Source organism: Pseudooceanicola aestuariicola (assembly GCF_045763785.1).
In the GTDB taxonomy this organism is placed as follows: Bacteria; Pseudomonadota; Alphaproteobacteria; order Rhodobacterales; family Rhodobacteraceae; genus Pseudooceanicola.
Genome location: NZ_JBJGSF010000002.1, coordinates 246,391 through 263,454, shown reverse-complemented (window position 1 = coordinate 263,454; position 17,064 = coordinate 246,391). Strand labels below are relative to the sequence as shown.

General features: G+C 61.3%; 17 protein-coding genes. 5 read left to right on the top strand and 12 right to left on the bottom strand.

The window, feature by feature from the left end; translation table 11 throughout:
- Positions 1–167: 167 nt before the first annotated feature.
- Positions 168–710, top strand: coding sequence for a divisome-associated lipoprotein DalA (gene dalA / locus ACI3GR_RS09140; RefSeq protein WP_407493909.1), 543 nt, complete (start codon positions 168–170; stop codon positions 708–710).
- Positions 711–722: 12 nt separating this feature from the next.
- Here dalA and ACI3GR_RS09135 read toward each other — a convergent pair whose 3' ends face one another.
- The 6 genes from ACI3GR_RS09135 to hslO all read right to left on the bottom strand — a co-directional run bounded on the left by ACI3GR_RS09135 (position 723) and on the right by hslO (position 7,178).
- Complete coding sequence (locus ACI3GR_RS09135; protein WP_407493907.1) at positions 723–1,220, bottom strand: L,D-transpeptidase family protein; 498 nt, start codon at positions 1,218–1,220, stop codon at positions 723–725.
- Between the two features lie 73 nt (positions 1,221–1,293).
- Positions 1,294–2,511, bottom strand: a complete 1,218-nt coding sequence (locus ACI3GR_RS09130; RefSeq protein WP_407493905.1) for a class I SAM-dependent RNA methyltransferase — start codon at positions 2,509–2,511, stop codon at positions 1,294–1,296.
- 39 nt (positions 2,512–2,550) lie between these two features.
- Positions 2,551–4,392, bottom strand: a complete 1,842-nt coding sequence (locus tag ACI3GR_RS09125; protein WP_407493903.1) for an ABC transporter ATP-binding protein — start codon at positions 4,390–4,392, stop codon at positions 2,551–2,553.
- A gap of 47 nt (positions 4,393–4,439) precedes the next feature.
- Positions 4,440–5,594 (bottom strand): CCA tRNA nucleotidyltransferase, encoded by a 1,155-nt coding sequence (locus tag ACI3GR_RS09120; protein ID WP_407493902.1) that lies wholly within the window; start codon positions 5,592–5,594, stop codon positions 4,440–4,442.
- Positions 5,594–6,196, bottom strand: a complete 603-nt coding sequence (locus tag ACI3GR_RS09115; protein WP_407493900.1) for a CoA pyrophosphatase — start codon at positions 6,194–6,196, stop codon at positions 5,594–5,596. Before ACI3GR_RS09115 ends, ACI3GR_RS09120 begins: the two co-directional genes overlap by 1 nt.
- Positions 6,186–7,178 carry an Hsp33 family molecular chaperone HslO gene (hslO, locus tag ACI3GR_RS09110; protein ID WP_407493899.1) on the bottom strand — a complete coding sequence of 331 codons (993 nt, stop codon included), beginning with the start codon at positions 7,176–7,178 and terminating at the stop codon, positions 6,186–6,188. The genes ACI3GR_RS09115 and hslO overlap by 11 nt, the downstream gene beginning before the upstream one ends.
- An 81-nt stretch (positions 7,179–7,259) precedes the next feature.
- Here hslO and ACI3GR_RS09105 point away from each other — a divergent pair, with 81 nt between their 5' ends.
- Positions 7,260–7,694 (top strand): NUDIX domain-containing protein, encoded by a 435-nt coding sequence (locus tag ACI3GR_RS09105; protein ID WP_407493897.1) that lies wholly within the window; start codon positions 7,260–7,262, stop codon positions 7,692–7,694.
- On the opposite strand, the gene ACI3GR_RS09100 is transcribed toward ACI3GR_RS09105, so the two are convergent.
- Positions 7,691–8,962 (bottom strand): PP2C family protein-serine/threonine phosphatase, encoded by a 1,272-nt coding sequence (locus tag ACI3GR_RS09100; RefSeq protein WP_407493895.1) that lies wholly within the window; start codon positions 8,960–8,962, stop codon positions 7,691–7,693. The two genes, ACI3GR_RS09105 and ACI3GR_RS09100, sit on opposite strands and share 4 nt — an antisense overlap.
- Positions 8,963–9,077: 115 nt before the next feature.
- Here ACI3GR_RS09100 and ACI3GR_RS09095 point away from each other — a divergent pair, with 115 nt between their 5' ends.
- Complete coding sequence (locus ACI3GR_RS09095; RefSeq protein WP_407493893.1) at positions 9,078–9,419, top strand: Hpt domain-containing protein; 342 nt, start codon at positions 9,078–9,080, stop codon at positions 9,417–9,419.
- On the opposite strand, the gene ilvA is transcribed toward ACI3GR_RS09095, so the two are convergent.
- On the bottom strand, positions 9,416–10,666 hold the full coding sequence (gene ilvA / locus ACI3GR_RS09090) for a threonine ammonia-lyase IlvA (protein WP_407493891.1): 1,251 nt from the start codon (positions 10,664–10,666) through the stop codon (positions 9,416–9,418). The genes ACI3GR_RS09095 and ilvA overlap by 4 nt on opposite strands.
- 40 nt (positions 10,667–10,706) lie before the next feature.
- Positions 10,707–11,420 carry a hypothetical protein gene (locus ACI3GR_RS09085; RefSeq protein WP_407493890.1) on the bottom strand — a complete coding sequence of 238 codons (714 nt, stop codon included), beginning with the start codon at positions 11,418–11,420 and terminating at the stop codon, positions 10,707–10,709.
- Positions 11,421–11,539: 119 nt separating this feature from the next.
- Here ACI3GR_RS09085 and ACI3GR_RS09080 point away from each other — a divergent pair, with 119 nt between their 5' ends.
- The gene (locus ACI3GR_RS09080) at positions 11,540–12,766 is read left to right on the top strand and encodes an argininosuccinate synthase (RefSeq protein WP_407493889.1); all 1,227 of its coding nucleotides are present in this window, start codon (positions 11,540–11,542) and stop codon (positions 12,764–12,766) included.
- 206 nt (positions 12,767–12,972) lie between these two features.
- The gene (locus ACI3GR_RS09075; protein WP_407493888.1) at positions 12,973–13,254 is read left to right on the top strand and encodes an SCP2 sterol-binding domain-containing protein; all 282 of its coding nucleotides are present in this window, start codon (positions 12,973–12,975) and stop codon (positions 13,252–13,254) included.
- A gap of 106 nt (positions 13,255–13,360) precedes the next feature.
- Here ACI3GR_RS09075 and ACI3GR_RS09070 read toward each other — a convergent pair whose 3' ends face one another.
- From ACI3GR_RS09070 to ACI3GR_RS09060, 3 genes are all read right to left on the bottom strand, one after another.
- Positions 13,361–13,774, bottom strand: coding sequence for a DUF7282 domain-containing protein (locus tag ACI3GR_RS09070; RefSeq protein ID WP_407493887.1), 414 nt, complete (start codon positions 13,772–13,774; stop codon positions 13,361–13,363).
- 83 nt (positions 13,775–13,857) lie between these two features.
- Entirely contained in the window at positions 13,858–14,730 is an 873-nt protein-coding gene (locus ACI3GR_RS09065) for a ribokinase (protein WP_407493886.1), read from the bottom strand.
- Positions 14,730–16,991: an NADP-dependent malic enzyme gene (locus ACI3GR_RS09060; RefSeq protein WP_407493885.1), complete on the bottom strand. Its 2,262-nt coding sequence runs from the start codon at positions 16,989–16,991 to the stop codon at positions 14,730–14,732. Before ACI3GR_RS09060 ends, ACI3GR_RS09065 begins: the two co-directional genes overlap by 1 nt.
- Positions 16,992–17,064 lie beyond the last annotated feature (73 nt).

Below are 17,064 nucleotides of genomic sequence, written 5' to 3'. Positions count from 1 at the left end.
ATCACACCTGGAAACTTTTGAATTTGGATTATGCTCTTACTATAGCCTGTTTGACGGTAAAACCAATCAAACCAGTGTTAGTTGCGGCTTCACGCCGATGTGGGTTTGAAAGATGTCCCGCCTTTGGGTAAGCCATTAACCGAAACAGAATTCTAGGACCTTTTCAAATGCGCCTTCCGCTGATCGTCGCCGCAACCATGATTGCCCTGCAGGCCTGCGCCCCGGTCCCCACGTCTGAACCGCGCCAACTGGCCGCCGACGGCAAGCCGCTGCCCAAGCTTTATCGCATCCCCGCAAGCGGTAAGGCCAAGATTCCCTACGAAGTGCTGGACGCCGTGAACAGCCTGCGTGCCGCATCCGGCGCATCGCCTGTTCAACTCGACAGCCGCCTGACCGCCGCCGCCGCGACACACTCTCAGGACATGGCACGACAGAATCGCCCGTGGCACTTCGGGTCGGACGGGTCGTCCCCGATCGACCGTGTCCGCCGCGTGGGCTATTCCGGTATGCTGATCGGTGAAAACATCTCGGAAACCTACGAATCCGAGCTTGAGACCCTGTCGGCGTGGATGGATCAGGATGACACCCGCCGGGTGATTCTGGATCGCCGCGCCACCGACATGGGCTTTGCCTGGCATCAGGAAGGCAACGGCAAGATCTGGTGGACGATGATCACCGGTGCCGGAATGACCTCTCAGCCCGGCACCTGATCTGGTCGGCCATTATGGGTAGACGGTGATAATCGTCCCGTCGCGCACCATCGCATAGATATCTTCGATCTCGTGGTTCTTGACCGCGATGCACCCGGCTGTCCAATCGGGAACCGGCGCTTTCTTGAACCGCTCCGGATAGCCATGGATGAAGATATCGCCGCCCGCGCTTTTCCCCTGAGATGAGGCAAAGGCCACATCATCGGTATTGGGGTATGACATGCCGACGGACAGGTGGAATTCGCTGTTCGGGTTGCGACGGTCGATCCGATAGGTGCCCTCAGGCGTCTTGCCGTCGCCTTCGAACTGCTTGTGACCGACGGGCGCGAACCCCAGCCCGATGTTATAGCTTTTCAGCACTTCCTGATGATGCATCAGGTACATCTTGCGGTCGCCCTTGTAGACGAGGATCTGAGTCACCTCTGGCCCGCGGTAGGTCTTGAACTTGGACGAACAGGCCGACAGCCCAAAGGCCACGACCAGCATCATCATGATGGAAAACACGCGCATAACTGCTGCCCCTTTTTTGCAGCCTTATACCGCCAAAGGTGCATTGCGCATAGGGCTCACTGGCCCCTCACGCTCATGTGAGGCGGAAGCCCGCGACCAGTTCAACATGCGCCGACCAGCGGAACTGGTCCACCACCAGCACCGGCCCCATCTGATACCCCGCCGCGATCAGCCGTGTCGCATCACGGGCAAAGGTCACGGGGCTGCAGGACACATGCGCAATCACGGGCACCTGCGCGCGGGCCAATTCGCCAATCTGCGCCTCCGCTCCGGCGCGGGGCGGGTCGATTACGGCGGCCTCGATGCCTCTGAATTCGTCACTAAGGAGCGGGTTTCGGAACAAATCCCGTGCAACTCCAGTGATCTTCTTCAGACCCTGAGCCTCTCTCCAGCCGCGGTCCAGCGCGGCGATCATCGCCTTGTCGCCTTCAACCGCCAAAACCTCGGCGTTTTTGGCCAGCGGCAGGGCAAAGGTGCCCGCACCCGCGAACAAGTCCACGACCTGAGAGACATCGCCGACGATCTTTTGCACCGCGGCCAGCAACGCCGCCTCACCGTGCTGCGTGGCTTGCAGGAACGATCCCGGCGGCGGCACGACGCGCGCAGGCCCAAAGGTCTGGCCCGGCGCGCGGCGCATGGCGATCACTTCGTCACCCCACGTCAGGCGGGCCAGATCCAGCCGCTCTGCCTCTTGCGCCAGCAACACTTCCAGATCGCGGTCCAGATCTTTTCCGTCGCGCACCGCAACGTCCAGACCCGCATCAGACAGCGTGACCGATACCGACAGCTCTGCCTTACGCGATCCACCAGCCACGGCCAAAGCTTCGGCCACGGGGATGGCGCCCATCAAATCGAGGTGCAGCAGCTGACAGTCCGGTATTTCGACGATGGTGCCCGACGCACGGCCATGAAACCCGGCAATTGCGCCCTTCTTGGTCCGCCGCACCGACAGCGTCGCCCGTCGCCGCGACCGCGGCGGAGACGTCGTGACCCCCGCAATCTCGGCATCAATCCCCTGGGCGCGCAGCGCCTCGGCCACGATCCCGGCTTTCCATGTTTCGACAAAATCGTCAGACGCATGTTGCACCTGACAGCCGCCGCAGGATTTGAAATGCCGACAGGGCGCCGCCACCCGATCCGGCGAAGGGGTGACGATTTTCACACCCTCAAGCCGCTGGCCGTCGGGCGTGCCTGTCACCAGCTCTCCGGGCAGGGTCATGGGGGCGAAAAGGGGCCCGCGCGCGATGCCGTCGCCCTGATGCCCCAAGCGTTCGATACGATATTCTGTCATGCCGCCGGGGTTATCCTGGCGACCGCCAAGCCGTCCAGCCTATTCAGCCGCATCCCGCGCGCCGATGAACCCACCCGACTGCCGATTCCAATACCGCGCATAAAGCCCGCCCTTGGCCAGCAATTCGTCATGCGATCCCAGTTCGGCAATCCGGCCACCGTCCAGCACCGCAATCCGATCCATATGGGAAATCGTCGACAGCCGGTGCGCGACGGCAAGAACCGTCTTGCCCTCCATCACCGTTTCCAGCGCCGACTGGATCGAAGCTTCGACCTCGGAATCAAGGGCCGAGGTCGCTTCGTCCAACACAAGGATCGGCGCGTCCTTCAGGATCGCGCGGGCCAGCGCGATCCGCTGGCGCTGACCACCAGACAGCTTGACCCCCCGTTCGCCCAGCCGCGCCTTGTAACCCTGATTGCCCAGATGATCGGCCAGCGTGCGGATGAACTCATCCGCCTCGGCTTTGCGGGCGGCATCGTAAACCTCAGCCTCGGTCGCGTCGGGACGACCGTAAAGGATGTTGTCAAAGGCCGAACGATTGAACATCGCCGTATCCTGCGTGACCATCCCGATCTGCCGCCGCAGACTGTCCTGCGTCACCTGCGAAATATCCTGACCATCAATCAGAATTCGACCCTGTTCCGCATCATAGAGCCTAAGAAGAAGCGCCACCAAGGTCGATTTCCCGGCACCAGAGGCGCCCACGATCCCAAGCTTTTCGCCCGGCTGGATCGTCAGTTGGATCCCCTCAACACCGCCGACATCCCGGCCATAAGCAAAGCTCAGGTCGTCAAAGGCGATCTCACCGTGGCTCACGTTCAGCACCTTGGCATCTGGCGCATCGTACAGCCGTTGCGCGGGGGCAAGCGTGCGCATCCCGTCCTCCAACTCGCCAATATTCGCGTAGATCCCCATCAGCGTGAAGGACACCCAGCCGGTCATCTGCGCCAGTCGGATCGCCACCGTGCCCGCCGCCACGACAGCCCCGATCGTGGTCGCGCCAGACGACCACAGCCACAGCGCACCCCCGACCAGAACCACCGGCAACACACCCGCCAGCGTCATCAGCAGCACCCGGAAACTGACCGAGACTTTGGCGAAATCCACAGCGCGTTGACGGAAATCAGCGATGGCCCGCAGGGCGACGCTGTCTTCGTGATCGGCATGGGCGAACAGTTTGACCGTCTTGATGTTGGTGATCGTGTCGACCACCTGCCCGGACACCGCCGCGCGCGACGCCGCCCGCGCCTTGGACCGTGCGCGGACCTTCGGGATGAAATATCGGATCAGCGCGACATAGCCGACGAACCAAAGGGCGAACGCCAGCACCAACAGCGGGTGAATCGTGAACAACAGCGCCGCGGCCCCAATGATGGACGCGCTGGCAAAAACCACCGTGTTGATCGATTCCATCGTCACGTCGGTGATCGCGCTGGCGCTTTGCATCTGCTTTTGCGCGATGCGCCCCGCGAAATCATTATCGAAAAACGTGACCCCCTGCCCCAGCGTCCAGCGATGCAGACGGCTAAGCGACAGGGCCGAGACATTGGGCATGATGAACAACGTATTCGCCGCCGACGACAGACCCATCAGGATGGGACGCGCGACGATAAAGAACACCAGCGCCAGCACGATCATCGCAAGACTTTCACCGGAAAACGCGGCCTCTGGCCCCGACTCGGTCGCGCTGTCGATCACTGCGCCCAGCACCCAAGCCGCGCCCACCTCGACGGTGCCTGCGATTGCGGCCAGCACGCTGGCGATCAGCACCATCGGCCACGCACCATGCAGCAACCACCGGGCATAAGCGCCCAGCGTCAGCGGCGGCGCGCCCTTGGCGCGTTGGAAAGGGTCGATCAAACGGCGGGTGTCAAAACGCATCGGGGGGTCCTTCTGTGCACTTTTAAGCTAGCGCAAAGGTTCAGCGTTCAACCATCCCCATCAGCGCACAACTGCTCACGCGTGAGTGTGAAGCCAGAGGAAATCCAGCGGTCCTCAAGCTCTTTCAACCGCGCGCCCAGCGCGGGGCCTTCGAAATCGGGGATCAGATCGACGGCCTGCACAGGAAACTTCGCGCGCGCGCCTGTCTCCAGCCACTGCATGTTATGCGCAGTGATCGGCTGTTCGAACATGGCCGCACGCAGCAGCATGACGTCCAAACCGGTCTGCATCCCGTGACGATATCCCAGTTCAGCGGGACGCGTCATTTGGCCCATCTCGTCCCGCAACAGATCCAGCCGCCGGGCGTCCGCCTTGCTAAGCCGCAGCGCACTGGCGACGTTCTGGCCGCCAAGGCTTGCCAATCGCCGGATCGGATCGGGGGCAACCTCCCCTTCCAGATGCACCAGAAGCGCCAGCATCTTGTCGTCCGCACCGGGCAAGATGTGCCCCAGCACCCCGGTCTGCCGCATCGCCGCCACCGAAGGCGCAGGATCGGGTGCGCTTAGCAGTTTCAGCACCTCGGTTCCCACCCGTTCGTGGGACAGTTGCGTCAGGCCCTCCGCCCCGTCGGCGATCGCGGCCAGCGCGTCAGGGTCCATGCCCTGATCAGGATCGCCGTACCATGCGTGAAACCGGAAATAGCGCAGGATGCGCAGGTAGTCCTCGGCAATGCGCTGTGCCGGATCACCGACAAACCGCAGCCGCCGAGCCTGCAAGTCAGGCAACCCGCCCAAGGGGTCCACAACCTCTCCGTCCGGCTTGGCATATAGCGCGTTCATCGTAAAATCTCGCCGCGCGGCATCATCGGCGATATCGTCGGAGAACTGCACGACCGCGTGACGACCATCAGTCTCTATATCGCTGCGTAGGGTCGTTATTTCATGTGCCAGCCCGTGGCTGACCAACGTAACGGTGCCGTGGTCGAACCCTGTCGGGATGGCCTTGATACCCGCGTTCTTCGCAATCTCAAGCACCTGCTGCGGGTGTGCGTCGGTGGCGATATCGATGTCCCCGATCCGTCGATCCAACAGCGCGTCGCGCACACATCCCCCGACGAAAAAGGCCTGATGCCCAGCGCCTGTCAGCACATCCATCACGGCGCGCGTTCCCGGATGATCCAGCCAAGCGCCCGTGACCCGCATCACGCCATCCTGTCTGCCAGCACCCGGCAGATCCGCGCGGTCGCGCCCCAGATGTAATAGGGGCCATAAGGGGCCACGAAGTATTCCCGCCGCTGCCCGCGCCAGCGCCGTCCCTGAACGCGGTAATTGTCCGGGTTCAGCAGATGGGCCAAAGGCACCTCGAAAATCTCTTCGACCTCGCCCGGTTCGGCAACCTGCGGAAAATCATTGGTGATCCGCGCCACCACGGGAGTCATGGAAAATACGCTGACCGTTTCGTGGCGTGGCAGGTACCCCAGCACCTCGACCAGCTCGGTCGGCAACCCGATCTCTTCCCGCGCCTCGCGCAGGGCGGCGGCGGTGACATCGGCATCGGTGGGTTCGACCTTACCGCCGGGAAAGGCGATCTGTCCGGGGTGATGTTTCAGGTGCGACGACCGTTTCGTCAGGATCACGTTGATCTGACCCTGACGTTCGATCAATGGCACCAGCACGCCCGCAGGACGCAGCTGATCCGGGGCAACCAACCCCATCCGCCCGTTCAGATCGAAATCCGAGGAGCCCTCGCCGGGTTTGGCAAGGGCGTCTCGGATTTGATCGTAAACGGAAGGGTCAGCTTTCACCCTTATCCTCCGCCTCGAACCCGACAGACTTTGGGTCCAGCTCGTAATGCGCGCCGCAGAACTGGCAATCGGCCGTCACCAGACCATCATCCGTGGTCATCTTTTCGATGTCCTTGGCGGAATAGATCGACAACGACTGGCGCACGCGGTCTTCGGAACAGGTGCAGCCAAAGCGGACGGGCTGGGCGTCAAAGACGCGCGGCTGTTCCTCGTGAAACAGGCGGACCAGCAGGTCGGTCGGCGTCACGTTCGGCCCGATCAATTCCAGATCCTCAACCGTGTCGAGGTGGAGGTTCACGCGATTCCAATCCTCTTCCTTGTCGCCTTCGACCAAGTCAGAGGCGACCAGCACACCGCCTTCGCCCGATCCACCGTCTTGGGCAACATGTACCCCGGCCACAGGCATGACCTGCACCATCACACCGCCCGCGCGCCAATGTTCAGCGCCGCCCGCTTCGGTCGACTTGCCAAAGGACAGCGAAAACCGCGTGGGCAATTGTTCGGACTGCGCGAAATAGCTTTCGGCACAGGCTTTGAGCGACCCACCAGCCAGCGGCGTGATCCCCTTGTAGGGCTGCATCCCCTGCCCCTGATCCAGAAGCACGGCAAAATATCCGGTTTCCAGCTGATCAAAGGCCGACCCGGGGCGCAGCTTGGTTTCATCAAAGCTGGCGTAAGCGCGGATCAGGGCGGGATCGCCCTCTTTCTCGGGGCCATAGTAATCGGTGGCGATCATGCGCACGGCGCCCTTGGACTGCACCTGAAGCGACAGTTTCCAGCGCAGTTTGATCGTCTGACCGATCAGCGCGGTCAGCAGGGCCATTTCGGCCACCAGCGCCTCGATCTGCGGGGGGTAATCATGTTGGCTCAGGATACCTCCCAGCACGCCATCCAGCCGCGCAACGCGGCCGCGCACATCAGAGGCATCAAGCTGAAAGGGCAGGACCGTATCGTCCCAGGCCAGTTTCGATCCAATCGTCATGGGGTTTCCTTCTGCGCCTGTCACAGGCATATCTTGGCCTGCACCTAGGGGCAATGATGCCCGGTTACAAGGCAGGCCCCCATGCGTCGTTACGGAGAACCCCCAGAACCCGGCCGTCAGTACACGTTTCGCCCCGGCGTCTACGCGATCCTGCCGCGCGGGTCTGACCTGCTGCTGACCCACCAGTTAGAGCCGACGCCGGAATTTCAACTGCCCGGCGGAGGCATCGATCCGGGTGAGTCGCCCCTGCAGGCCCTGCACCGCGAGGTGTTCGAGGAAACCGGCTGGGCCATCGCCGATCCACGGCGCGTCGGCACCTTCCGACGGTTCACCTACATGCCAGAATACGACAAGTGGGCGGAAAAGATGTGCACCATCTACATCGCCCGCCCCGTCCGACCCCATGGCAATCCGACAGAGCCCGGCCATACCGCCATCTGGACCCCCGCCGCGCTGGCGTTGGATATCATCGCTGACGACGGTAGCGCCGATACCCTTGCCACTTTGCTGGCTTAGGCTGGGGTATAGTCCAGCGTTATGGCCGACACGTCGTCTTCGAACCGGCCATCCTCGCGCCGGTCAGACAGTGACCAGACCAGCGCCTCTAGCATGGCGATACCGGACAGGCTGGATAGAGACTGAAGCAGGGCGATCAGACCCTCTTCTTCCAGCATCTGGCCGTGTTCATCGGTACATTCCGTCGCCCCGTCCGACATCAGGACCAACCGGTCGCCCGGCATCAGGCGGTCGGTGACGATGTCGAACTCTGCCTCATCGACCAAACCTATGGGAAAGCCGCCCTGACCCAAGACATCAATCCGGCCATCCGCCCGTTGGATCATCGGATGCGGATGCCCCGCCTGCACCATGCGCAGCGCGCCAGTGGTCAGATCAACCTCGGCCAAAGCCAAGGTAAAGTAATGGCCGTTGTCCATTTCCTGCAACGCGATGCGGTTCAGCCGTGCGGCGATCCGGTCCGGCGCCACCGGCACCGGCCCCTGCGCCCCGCGCATGTCCACGCCGATATTCTGCTGTGGCATCGCGGGCGACAGCACCCCCGCCAGTCGCGCCGTCATCAACGCCGAACTGACACCATGCCCCGACACATCCAGCGCGTAGACCACGACGCGATTGGGCCCGACAGGGTAATAGCCCACCAGATCCCCCCCAACACGCCCAGCCGTGCGCAAGATCTGCGCGATCCGGGCGGGTCCAACCCTGACCTCGCGTTCCCGGACAAGGGATTGCTGCAGCTTCTTCGCCTCGATCAAGTCGTTGTCGATGGAATCATACAGCTGCTGCAACTCGTGCAACGTCTCTTCGATCACCCGGTTCTTGCGCGTCAGGTCCCAATGCATCCTGTGCACCCGGTCCCCCGCGATCAACCGCGCGCGCAATTCACCGGAATTCACTGGTTTGGTCAGGAAATCATCCGCGCCACTGGTCAGCCCTTCGGCGACGTCCAGCTTGTCAGCCTTGGAAGTCAGCAGGATGAAATACCCGTAATTATCGCGCGGCATCGCCCGAAAGGCTTGGCAAAATTCGGGCCCCGTCAGGCCCGGCATCATCCAATCGGAAATCACGATATCCGGCGGCGCCTTGGCGCACAGTTCGATCGCTTCTTCGCCGGTTCCCGCCTCCAGCACCTCGTATCCCCAGCGCGCAAGTGAGACACTGAGGATCCGGCGCTGCATCTTGCTATCGTCCACGACAAGAACCCGGCGTGCCTGCCCTGCCGCCGGAATCTGATCCCTGCCCCGTCGTACCTGTTCCGCCTGATCCATTACCTGCGCCTACCTTTGGCCCATGGATAGCGCCCTGCCCTCTAATGCGGTGTTAAGCCTAAAATTTTCCGTATCGATTGAGATTTCAGTAAGGTCACGCGGCTAGCGTACAGGCATGAGCGACCAGCCAACCCTTATCGACTGGACCAAGGTTCAGGATCTTTGCGAAGACGTCGGTCGCGACGGCTTTGACGAAGTGGTTGAGTTGTTCTTGGAAGAGGTCGAAACCGCCCTGCAAACCATCGGTATGGCCGAGGATTTGGAAGCCGCGTTGCATTTCGTCAAAGGCTGCGCCCTGAACATCGGCTTTGATCATTTCACCGATCTCGCGGCCCAAGGCGAACGTCTGGCCGCGCGCGGTCTGCCGGATCAGGTCGATCTGGTCGCGCTGGACCACGCGTATCGTATCACCAGGGACCTGTTCCTGTCGGAAGTCCGCGACAGGATCGCCGCTTAGATCAGGAATTCGGACAGGGTCGTATCCTGCGTGATGTCGCGATAGGTGAACCCGCCGTCTTCCAGCCGCTGAAACAACCCATCGAAATCGCTGGCCTGCTTGACCTCGATCCCGATCAGCACGGACCCGAAGTTGCGCGCCGATTTCTTCAGATATTCGAACCGGGTGATATCGTCCCCCGGCCCCAGCAGGTTCAGGAAATCCTTTAACGCGCCGGGCCGCTGCGGCAGGCGCAGGATCAGGTACTTTTTGATCCCGGAATACCGCTGCCCACGTTCCTTCACATCCGGCAGGCGTTCGAAATCGAAATTCCCGCCCGAGGTGACGCAGATCACGCGTTTTCCCTTTATTTCGTCCCTGATATCGTCCAGCACATCCACCGACAAGGCACCCGCAGGTTCCAGCACAATGCCTTCGATATTCAGCATCTCAAGCATGGTGATGCAGATGCGATCCTCTGGCGCGGCCAGAACGTCGGACCGCTGAATTCCCTTCAACCGATCCCAAGGGCGCGCCCCGATCCGTGCAACCGCAGCGCCATCGACGAAACTATCAACCTTGTTCAACGTGACAGGCCCGCCGTTTTCGACCGCCGCGGCCAAGGACATGCCGCCCGAGGGCTCCACATATTTGATCGCCTGATCGGGACCGAAATAGCTGCGCATTCCCGCCGACAGACCACCACCCCCAACGGGCAGCACGATCAGATCGGCCCCATCGGGCAGTTCCGCCTCAATCTCGGCCGCGATTGTCGCCTGTCCTTCGATCACGTCGTCATCGTCGAAGGGGGCAAGGAAATGCGCGCCCTCTTCGGCACAAAAGGCCTGCGCCTCGGCCAGCGTGTCATCGAAGTAATCGCCGGTCAGCCGGATCTCGACCATGTCGCCACCAAAGATGCGGGTCTTGTCGATCTTTTGCTGCGGCGTCGTCACCGGCATAAAGATCACGCCGCCCACCCCAAAGTGACGGCACATGAACGCAACGCCCTGCGCGTGATTGCCCGCACTGGCACAGACGAACAGCGTCGCCCCCCGCGCCCGCCGCATCGCATTGAACGCGCCCCGCAGCTTGTAGGATCGCACAGGCGACAGGTCTTCGCGCTTCAGCCAGATGTCCGCATCATATTTGTCGGACAGGTGATCGTTCCGCATCAGCGGCGTCGCCGGAAACACGGACCGCATCGCCACCATCGCGGCGCGCGCCTTGTCACGGAATTCTTCTGTGTTGGGCAGGTTGGTATCGCTCATCAGATATCCCTGCCCCGCCGCTTGGCATTGCGCAAGCTTCTCAATCTAAACTGCGTCTCTGCACCGCAACGCCATAGGTCACGGTCATCACGCTGGTCACAAGCGTGAACACCAAGGTCCAGGCCATCCCCCACAGGGCAAACTGCACCATGTAAGATGAGCCGACAAAGATATTGGTTACGATCGAGACCGCTTCGGAAATCGCATAAATTACGACTGTCGCGACCCCCAAAGACCCAGCCAGCGGCGCGGTCAAATCCCACGCCCGCACCAGCCCGACAGGTCTACCCAAAGCAGCCCCCACGATCGCCGGCGACAGGCGCAAAAACAGGGCCCAGAACATGATTGCCCCGATCACAAGCCGCACGATGTAGGACATTGAGGACGGCAAGGTGCCGACGACGCCCATCATCACACGTCCGATGAACAAACCGATCATCAACCCCGCCACCAACATACCGACCCAAAACCCGACAAACCGCAGCAGCGCGGGCAAAGGCACCGATGGCAACCAACCGACCACACCGTCCAGCAACACAAACCGATGCCACGCCGCAGCCGCCCAAAAGATGCAAACAATCACGATCAGTCCCGGCGCGACGAAAACCAAGACATCGCCGTTGCCCACCGCACGCGGCGACCAGACCCAAAGACCCACAAGGATCAGCGCCAATACGCCCGGAACCACCACCACTTTCGCCAGCCCCAAAGGGGACGCCCACAACAGGCGCAGCGCTTTCATCAATATCTTCATCAAAGACCTTCTGCTTAAGGCGTTAAATCCGCCGCCTTGCGTGTCCCAAAATGACCCTCAGCTTGCTCTTGTCGAGGAAAACCGCTACGTCGCCGCAGAACTTATCCGAGGGAAATTACATGTCCGCGCCGAAAAAAGTCGTCCTGGCCTATTCCGGGGGTCTCGACACCTCGATCATCCTGAAGTGGCTGCAAACCGAATACGGCTGCGAAGTCGTCACCTTCACCGCTGACCTCGGTCAGGGGGAAGAGCTCGACCCCGCCCGCAAGAAGGCCGAACTGCTGGGGATCAAACCCGAAAACATCTTTATCGAAGACATCCGCGAAGAGTTCGTGCGCGACTTTGTTTTCCCGATGTTCCGCGCCAACGCTCTGTACGAAGGTCTGTACCTGCTGGGCACTTCGATCGCGCGCCCGCTGATTTCGAAACGTCTGGTGGAAATCGCCGCACAAACCGGTGCCGACGCCGTGTCCCACGGCGCGACCGGCAAGGGCAACGATCAGGTTCGCTTTGAACTATCCGCATACGCCCTGAACCCCGACATCAAGGTCATCGCGCCCTGGCGTGAATGGGACCTGTCCTCGCGCACCAAGCTTCTAGAATTCGCCGAACAGCACCAGATCCCGATCGCCAAGGACAAACGTGGCGAAGCCCCCTTCTCGGTCGATGCGAACCTTCTGCACACCTCGTCCGAAGGCAAAGTGCTGGAAGACCCGGCCCAGAACGCGCCCGATTACGTTCTGCAGCGGATCACCCGCCCAGAAGACGCGCCCGACACCCCAGAAGAGGTAGAGATCACCTTCGAAAAGGGTGACGCGGTCGCCATCAACGGCGAAGCCATGTCCCCCGCAACCATTCTGACCAAGCTGAACGAACTGGGCGGAAAACACGGCATCGGCATCCTCGATCTGGTCGAAAACCGTTTTGTGGGCATGAAATCCCGTGGTGTTTATGAAACCCCCGGCGGCACCATCCTGCTCGAAGCACACCGCGGGATCGAACAGATCACGCTCGATAGCGGCGCGGGCCACCTGAAGGATTCGATCATGCCCCGCTATGCGGAACTGATCTACAACGGCTTCTGGTTCTCGCCTGAACGCGAAATGCTGCAGGCCCTGATCGACAAGAGCCAAGAGCACGTCACCGGTACGGTTCGCCTGAAACTCTACAAAGGCTCGGCCCGAACCATCGCCCGCTGGTCCGATCACTCGCTCTATTCCGAGGCGCACGTGACCTTCGAAGAAGACGCCGGTGCCTACGATCAGAAAGACGCCCAAGGCTTCATTCAGCTGAACGCCCTGCGCCTGAAACTTCTGGCCGCACGGAACCGCCGCCTCAAAGGCTGATTGGGTCCAATCCCAAAAGCAAAAACCGCCGGCACCCCCGGCGGTTTTTTCATGTCTTCATCTTTCCCAAAATACTCCGGGGGAGCGCGAGGGGGCAGCGCCCTCTCGTTCCCGCACTCTCAATCCCGCGCCTCCGCCACGTCACGCTTGCGAAATCTTCACGTCCCGTCGTTAACCTGCTGCGAAACTCACCAAAGGTCGCCTGAATGACGCTCTCTGAAATCGCCGCAGCGCTACAAAACGCGTTGAACCGCAAGCCGCTCGACAATTCGATCAAATTCGACTGCGGGGACGACGGGGCCATCACCCTTGACGGCAGCACCGCTTATCTGGACGACCGCGCCGCCGATTGTACCATCCGCATCAGCGAACCCAACCTCGCCAAGCTGATCCAAGGCAAGCTGAACCCTATGACCGCCTTTGCCATGGGCAAGATCAAGGTCTCGGGTGATATGTCGGTGGCGCTGAAGCTCAGCCAGCTGTTGTGAATGCGAAAAGGGCCGCAACTGGGATGCGGCCCTTAACGTCAGTGCCAGAATACCCAGCCTGACACCCGGCCCCTAGCCTAGGGTTGGGGCCGGAAGACAAAACCGATTACTCGGCGGTGATCGTGGTCATCACCAGTTCACCGTCCGGCTTGACCGGACCGTCTTCTTTCGCGCCCAGCGTGTATTCAAAGATACCCGTCTTTTCGCCACCGGCTTCGGAGTGAACCATCAGCATCAGCATGTCGCCCGATGCGACTTCTTCGGTCAGGATGGCGGACACGTCCATGTTTTCGCCCATCTTGATCGGCGCGTGGCCAACCACGACGCCCGGCTTCATGTCTTCACCGGTGCGGTGCACGACCAGCCAGCCGTTTTCAGAGGCGACGATTTTGGATGCGGTGACAGTGCCGCCGGATACGTCCTGATCGGACCCTTCGATCATCGGTGCCATGGCGTGGCCAGCAGCAAAAGCGGTGCCAGCGGTAAGAATTGCGGCGGTCGTTGCGATAAAGCGTTTCATAAAACAGCTCCCTGTGTTTGGTCGTTCAATACCGGCCCTCATTGGCCGTCACCCCAAACTACGAAGCTTCGAGAGGCAGAGTTTCAGCTCTCGTGAAAAAAGTTCGAAATTTCTTCTGTGGTCGGAATCACATCCGCCGTGCCCAGCCGCGTCACCATCACCGCACCCGCGCGCTGCGCCTGTTGGATGGCGTGTTCCATCGTCAGGCCCTGATCCAGACCGGCCAGAAGATATCCGGTAAACGTATCGCCCGCGCCCGTCGTATCGATAGGCGTAACCTTGGGCGCCGCGAAATCCGTCGCCTTACCGTCACGGATCCACCGACACCCCTGCGCGCCCAGCGTCACGACGATATCGGCCACCGGCAGGGCGGTGATATCAACGCCCAGCGCGGCCTCTAGCTGCGCGGCCTCGACGGCGTTCAGGATCAGCAGATCGATCATCGGCAGCACGTCCTGCACCGCAGTCACCGAAAACGGCGCTGCGGCGTAACACACGCGCATACCCCGCGCGCGCGCTGCCGCAGCAAAGGCGGCCTGCGCATTGGTTTCGTTCTGAAAGACGGCAATATCGCCGGACGCAGCCTTCGCCAGAACAGTCTCTAATCCAGCAGGAGCGATACTTATGTTGGCCGCCGGAAAGATGATGATCTGGTTTTCGCCCGCCGTGTCCAAGGCCACGATCGCATGGCCCGACACGTCACCGATCACCTTCAGATGATCGACGTTCACGCCGTATTCGGCCAACTGATCCCGCATCCATAGACCGTCTTGGCCGATGGCCCCGATATGATGAACCCGCGCCCCAGCGCGCACCCCGGCCACGGACATATTGGCACCCTTGCCGCCCAGCCCCCGCTGATGATCCGTCGCCGCCAGCGTTTCCCCCGGTCCGGGCAGATGCGGCAGGCGATAAACCATGTCCGCATTGACCGATCCGAGGTTCCAGATTGTCATCAGCGCGCCTTGCTGGCCGCCAGAAGCGCCATGTTCAGAATGTCGTTCACGGTCGAGCCGGTCGAACAAATCTGGATGGGTTTGTCGACGCCCGACAGGATCGGACCGATCACCGTCGCATCGGCCAGTTCCTGCATCATCTTCACGCTGATACTGGCCGAATGCCGCGCAGGTACGACCAGAATATTCGCGTTGTCGGTCAGCCGGGCAAAGGGATAGGCGTCCCGCGCCTTAGTGTTCAGGGCCACGTCGACGGTCATTTCGCCTTCGAATTCGAAGTCCACACCGCGCTTTGCCAGCACCTTGGGCGCCAGATGCATTTTCTCGGCCCGTTCCGACACCGGATACCCGAAGGTCGAGAAGGACACGAAAGCCACCCGCGGCTCCAACCCGAAATCGCGCGCAACTTCGGCGCAGCGTTCGGCGATATTTGCCAGGTCTTCTTCGTCTGGCCATTCGTGCACCAGCGTGTCCGACACCAGAACGATCCGACCCTTGTGGATCAGCGCGGTGACACCCGCCGCCCCATGCGCCGCATCCGCGTCAAACACGTGGTTGATCAGTTCCAGCACATGCGCCGATTTCCGCGTCGCGCCAGTCACCAGACCATCCCCGTGCCCATGCGCCAGCATCAGCGCAGAAAACACATGCCGATCTCGCGCCGCCAGACGGTGGATATCATGCTGGTCCATCCCTTTGCGCTGCAGGCGGTTATACAGGAACGCCTTATATTCCTCGAGGTGCTCGGTATTGGCGGCGTTCACCACCTTCAGCTCTCCAACCGCGTCGGACAGACCGGCGGCTTCCAGCTTTTGCTTCACGTCAGCCTCACGACCGACCACCAGCGCCTCACCCAGACCCGAGCGTTGATACATCACCGCAGCACGCAGAACGCGCGGATCGTCACCTTCTGCAAAGATCATCCGCGCCTGAGCATTCCGGGCCCGCGTATTGATCGACCGCAGGATATTCGCCGTCGGATCCATCCGCGATTTCAGCGACAGCTCGTATGCGTCCATATCCACGATCGGCCGCCGCGCCGCGCCCGTGTCCATCCCGGCCTTCGCCACGGCGGGCGGGATGCGGTGGATCAGACGCGGATCGAACGGCGTCGGAATGATGTAGTCGCGCCCGAAAGTCAGCGCCTTGCCATAGGCCATCGCGACCTCGTCCGGGACGTCTTCGCGCGCCAGATCGGCCAGCGCCTCGGCACAGGCGATTTTCATTTCGTCGTTGATCGCGCGGGCGTGGATGTCCAACGCGCCGCGGAACAGGTAAGGAAAGCCCAGAACGTTGTTCACCTGGTTCGGGTAATCCGACCGGCCTGTGGCCACGATCACATCTTCACGAACCTCGTGCACCTCTTCCGGCGTCACCTCGGGATCCGGGTTCGCCATGGCAAAGATCACTGCGTCCTTGGCCATGCTTTTCACCATCTCCTGCGTCACGGCCCCTTTGACCGACACGCCAAGGAACACGTCGGCACCGTCCATAGCTTCTTCCAGCGTGCGCAGATCGGTGGTGATCGCATGGGCCGACTTCCACTGGTTCATCCCCTCGGTCCGGCCTTGGTAGATGACGCCCTTAGTATCGCAGACGATGCAATTTTCGTGTTTTGCGCCCATCCGCTTCAACAGCTCAATGCACGCAATGCCCGCAGCCCCCGCGCCGTTCAGCACGATCTTGCAGTCCTCGATCTTCTTGCCAGAGATTTTCAGCGCGTTCAGCAGACCCGCCGCACAGATCACCGCCGTGCCGTGCTGATCATCGTGGAAGACGGGAATATCCATCTCGTCCTTCAGGCGCTGTTCGATGATGAAACACTCGGGCGCCTTAATGTCCTCAAGGTTGATGCCACCGAACGACGGACCCATCAGTTTCACCGCATTGATGAAGGCCTCGGTATCCTCGGTGTCCAGCTCCAGATCGATCGAGTTCACATCGGCAAACCGTTTGAACAGGACCGACTTGCCCTCCATCACCGGTTTCGACGCCAGCGCGCCAAGGTTGCCCAACCCCAGCACCGCCGTCCCGTTCGAAATCACGGCCACAAGGTTACCCTTGTTGGTATAGTCATAAGCCGTTTCCGGGTTCTCGTGGATTGCCTCGCAGGGCACGGCCACGCCCGGCGAATAGGCCAGCGACAAATCCCGCTGTGTCGTCATGGGAACGGTGGCCTGCACCTCCCATTTGCCCGGCGAGGGTTCGAGGTGGAACGCCAGCGCGTCTTCGGGCGTAATCCGGGATTTCGACTTGGTCATGCGGCCTTCTCCTCCATGGGCTTGCGCCTCTTACACGAAGGCACCCGCCACACTCAACCATTTCGACTTTCAC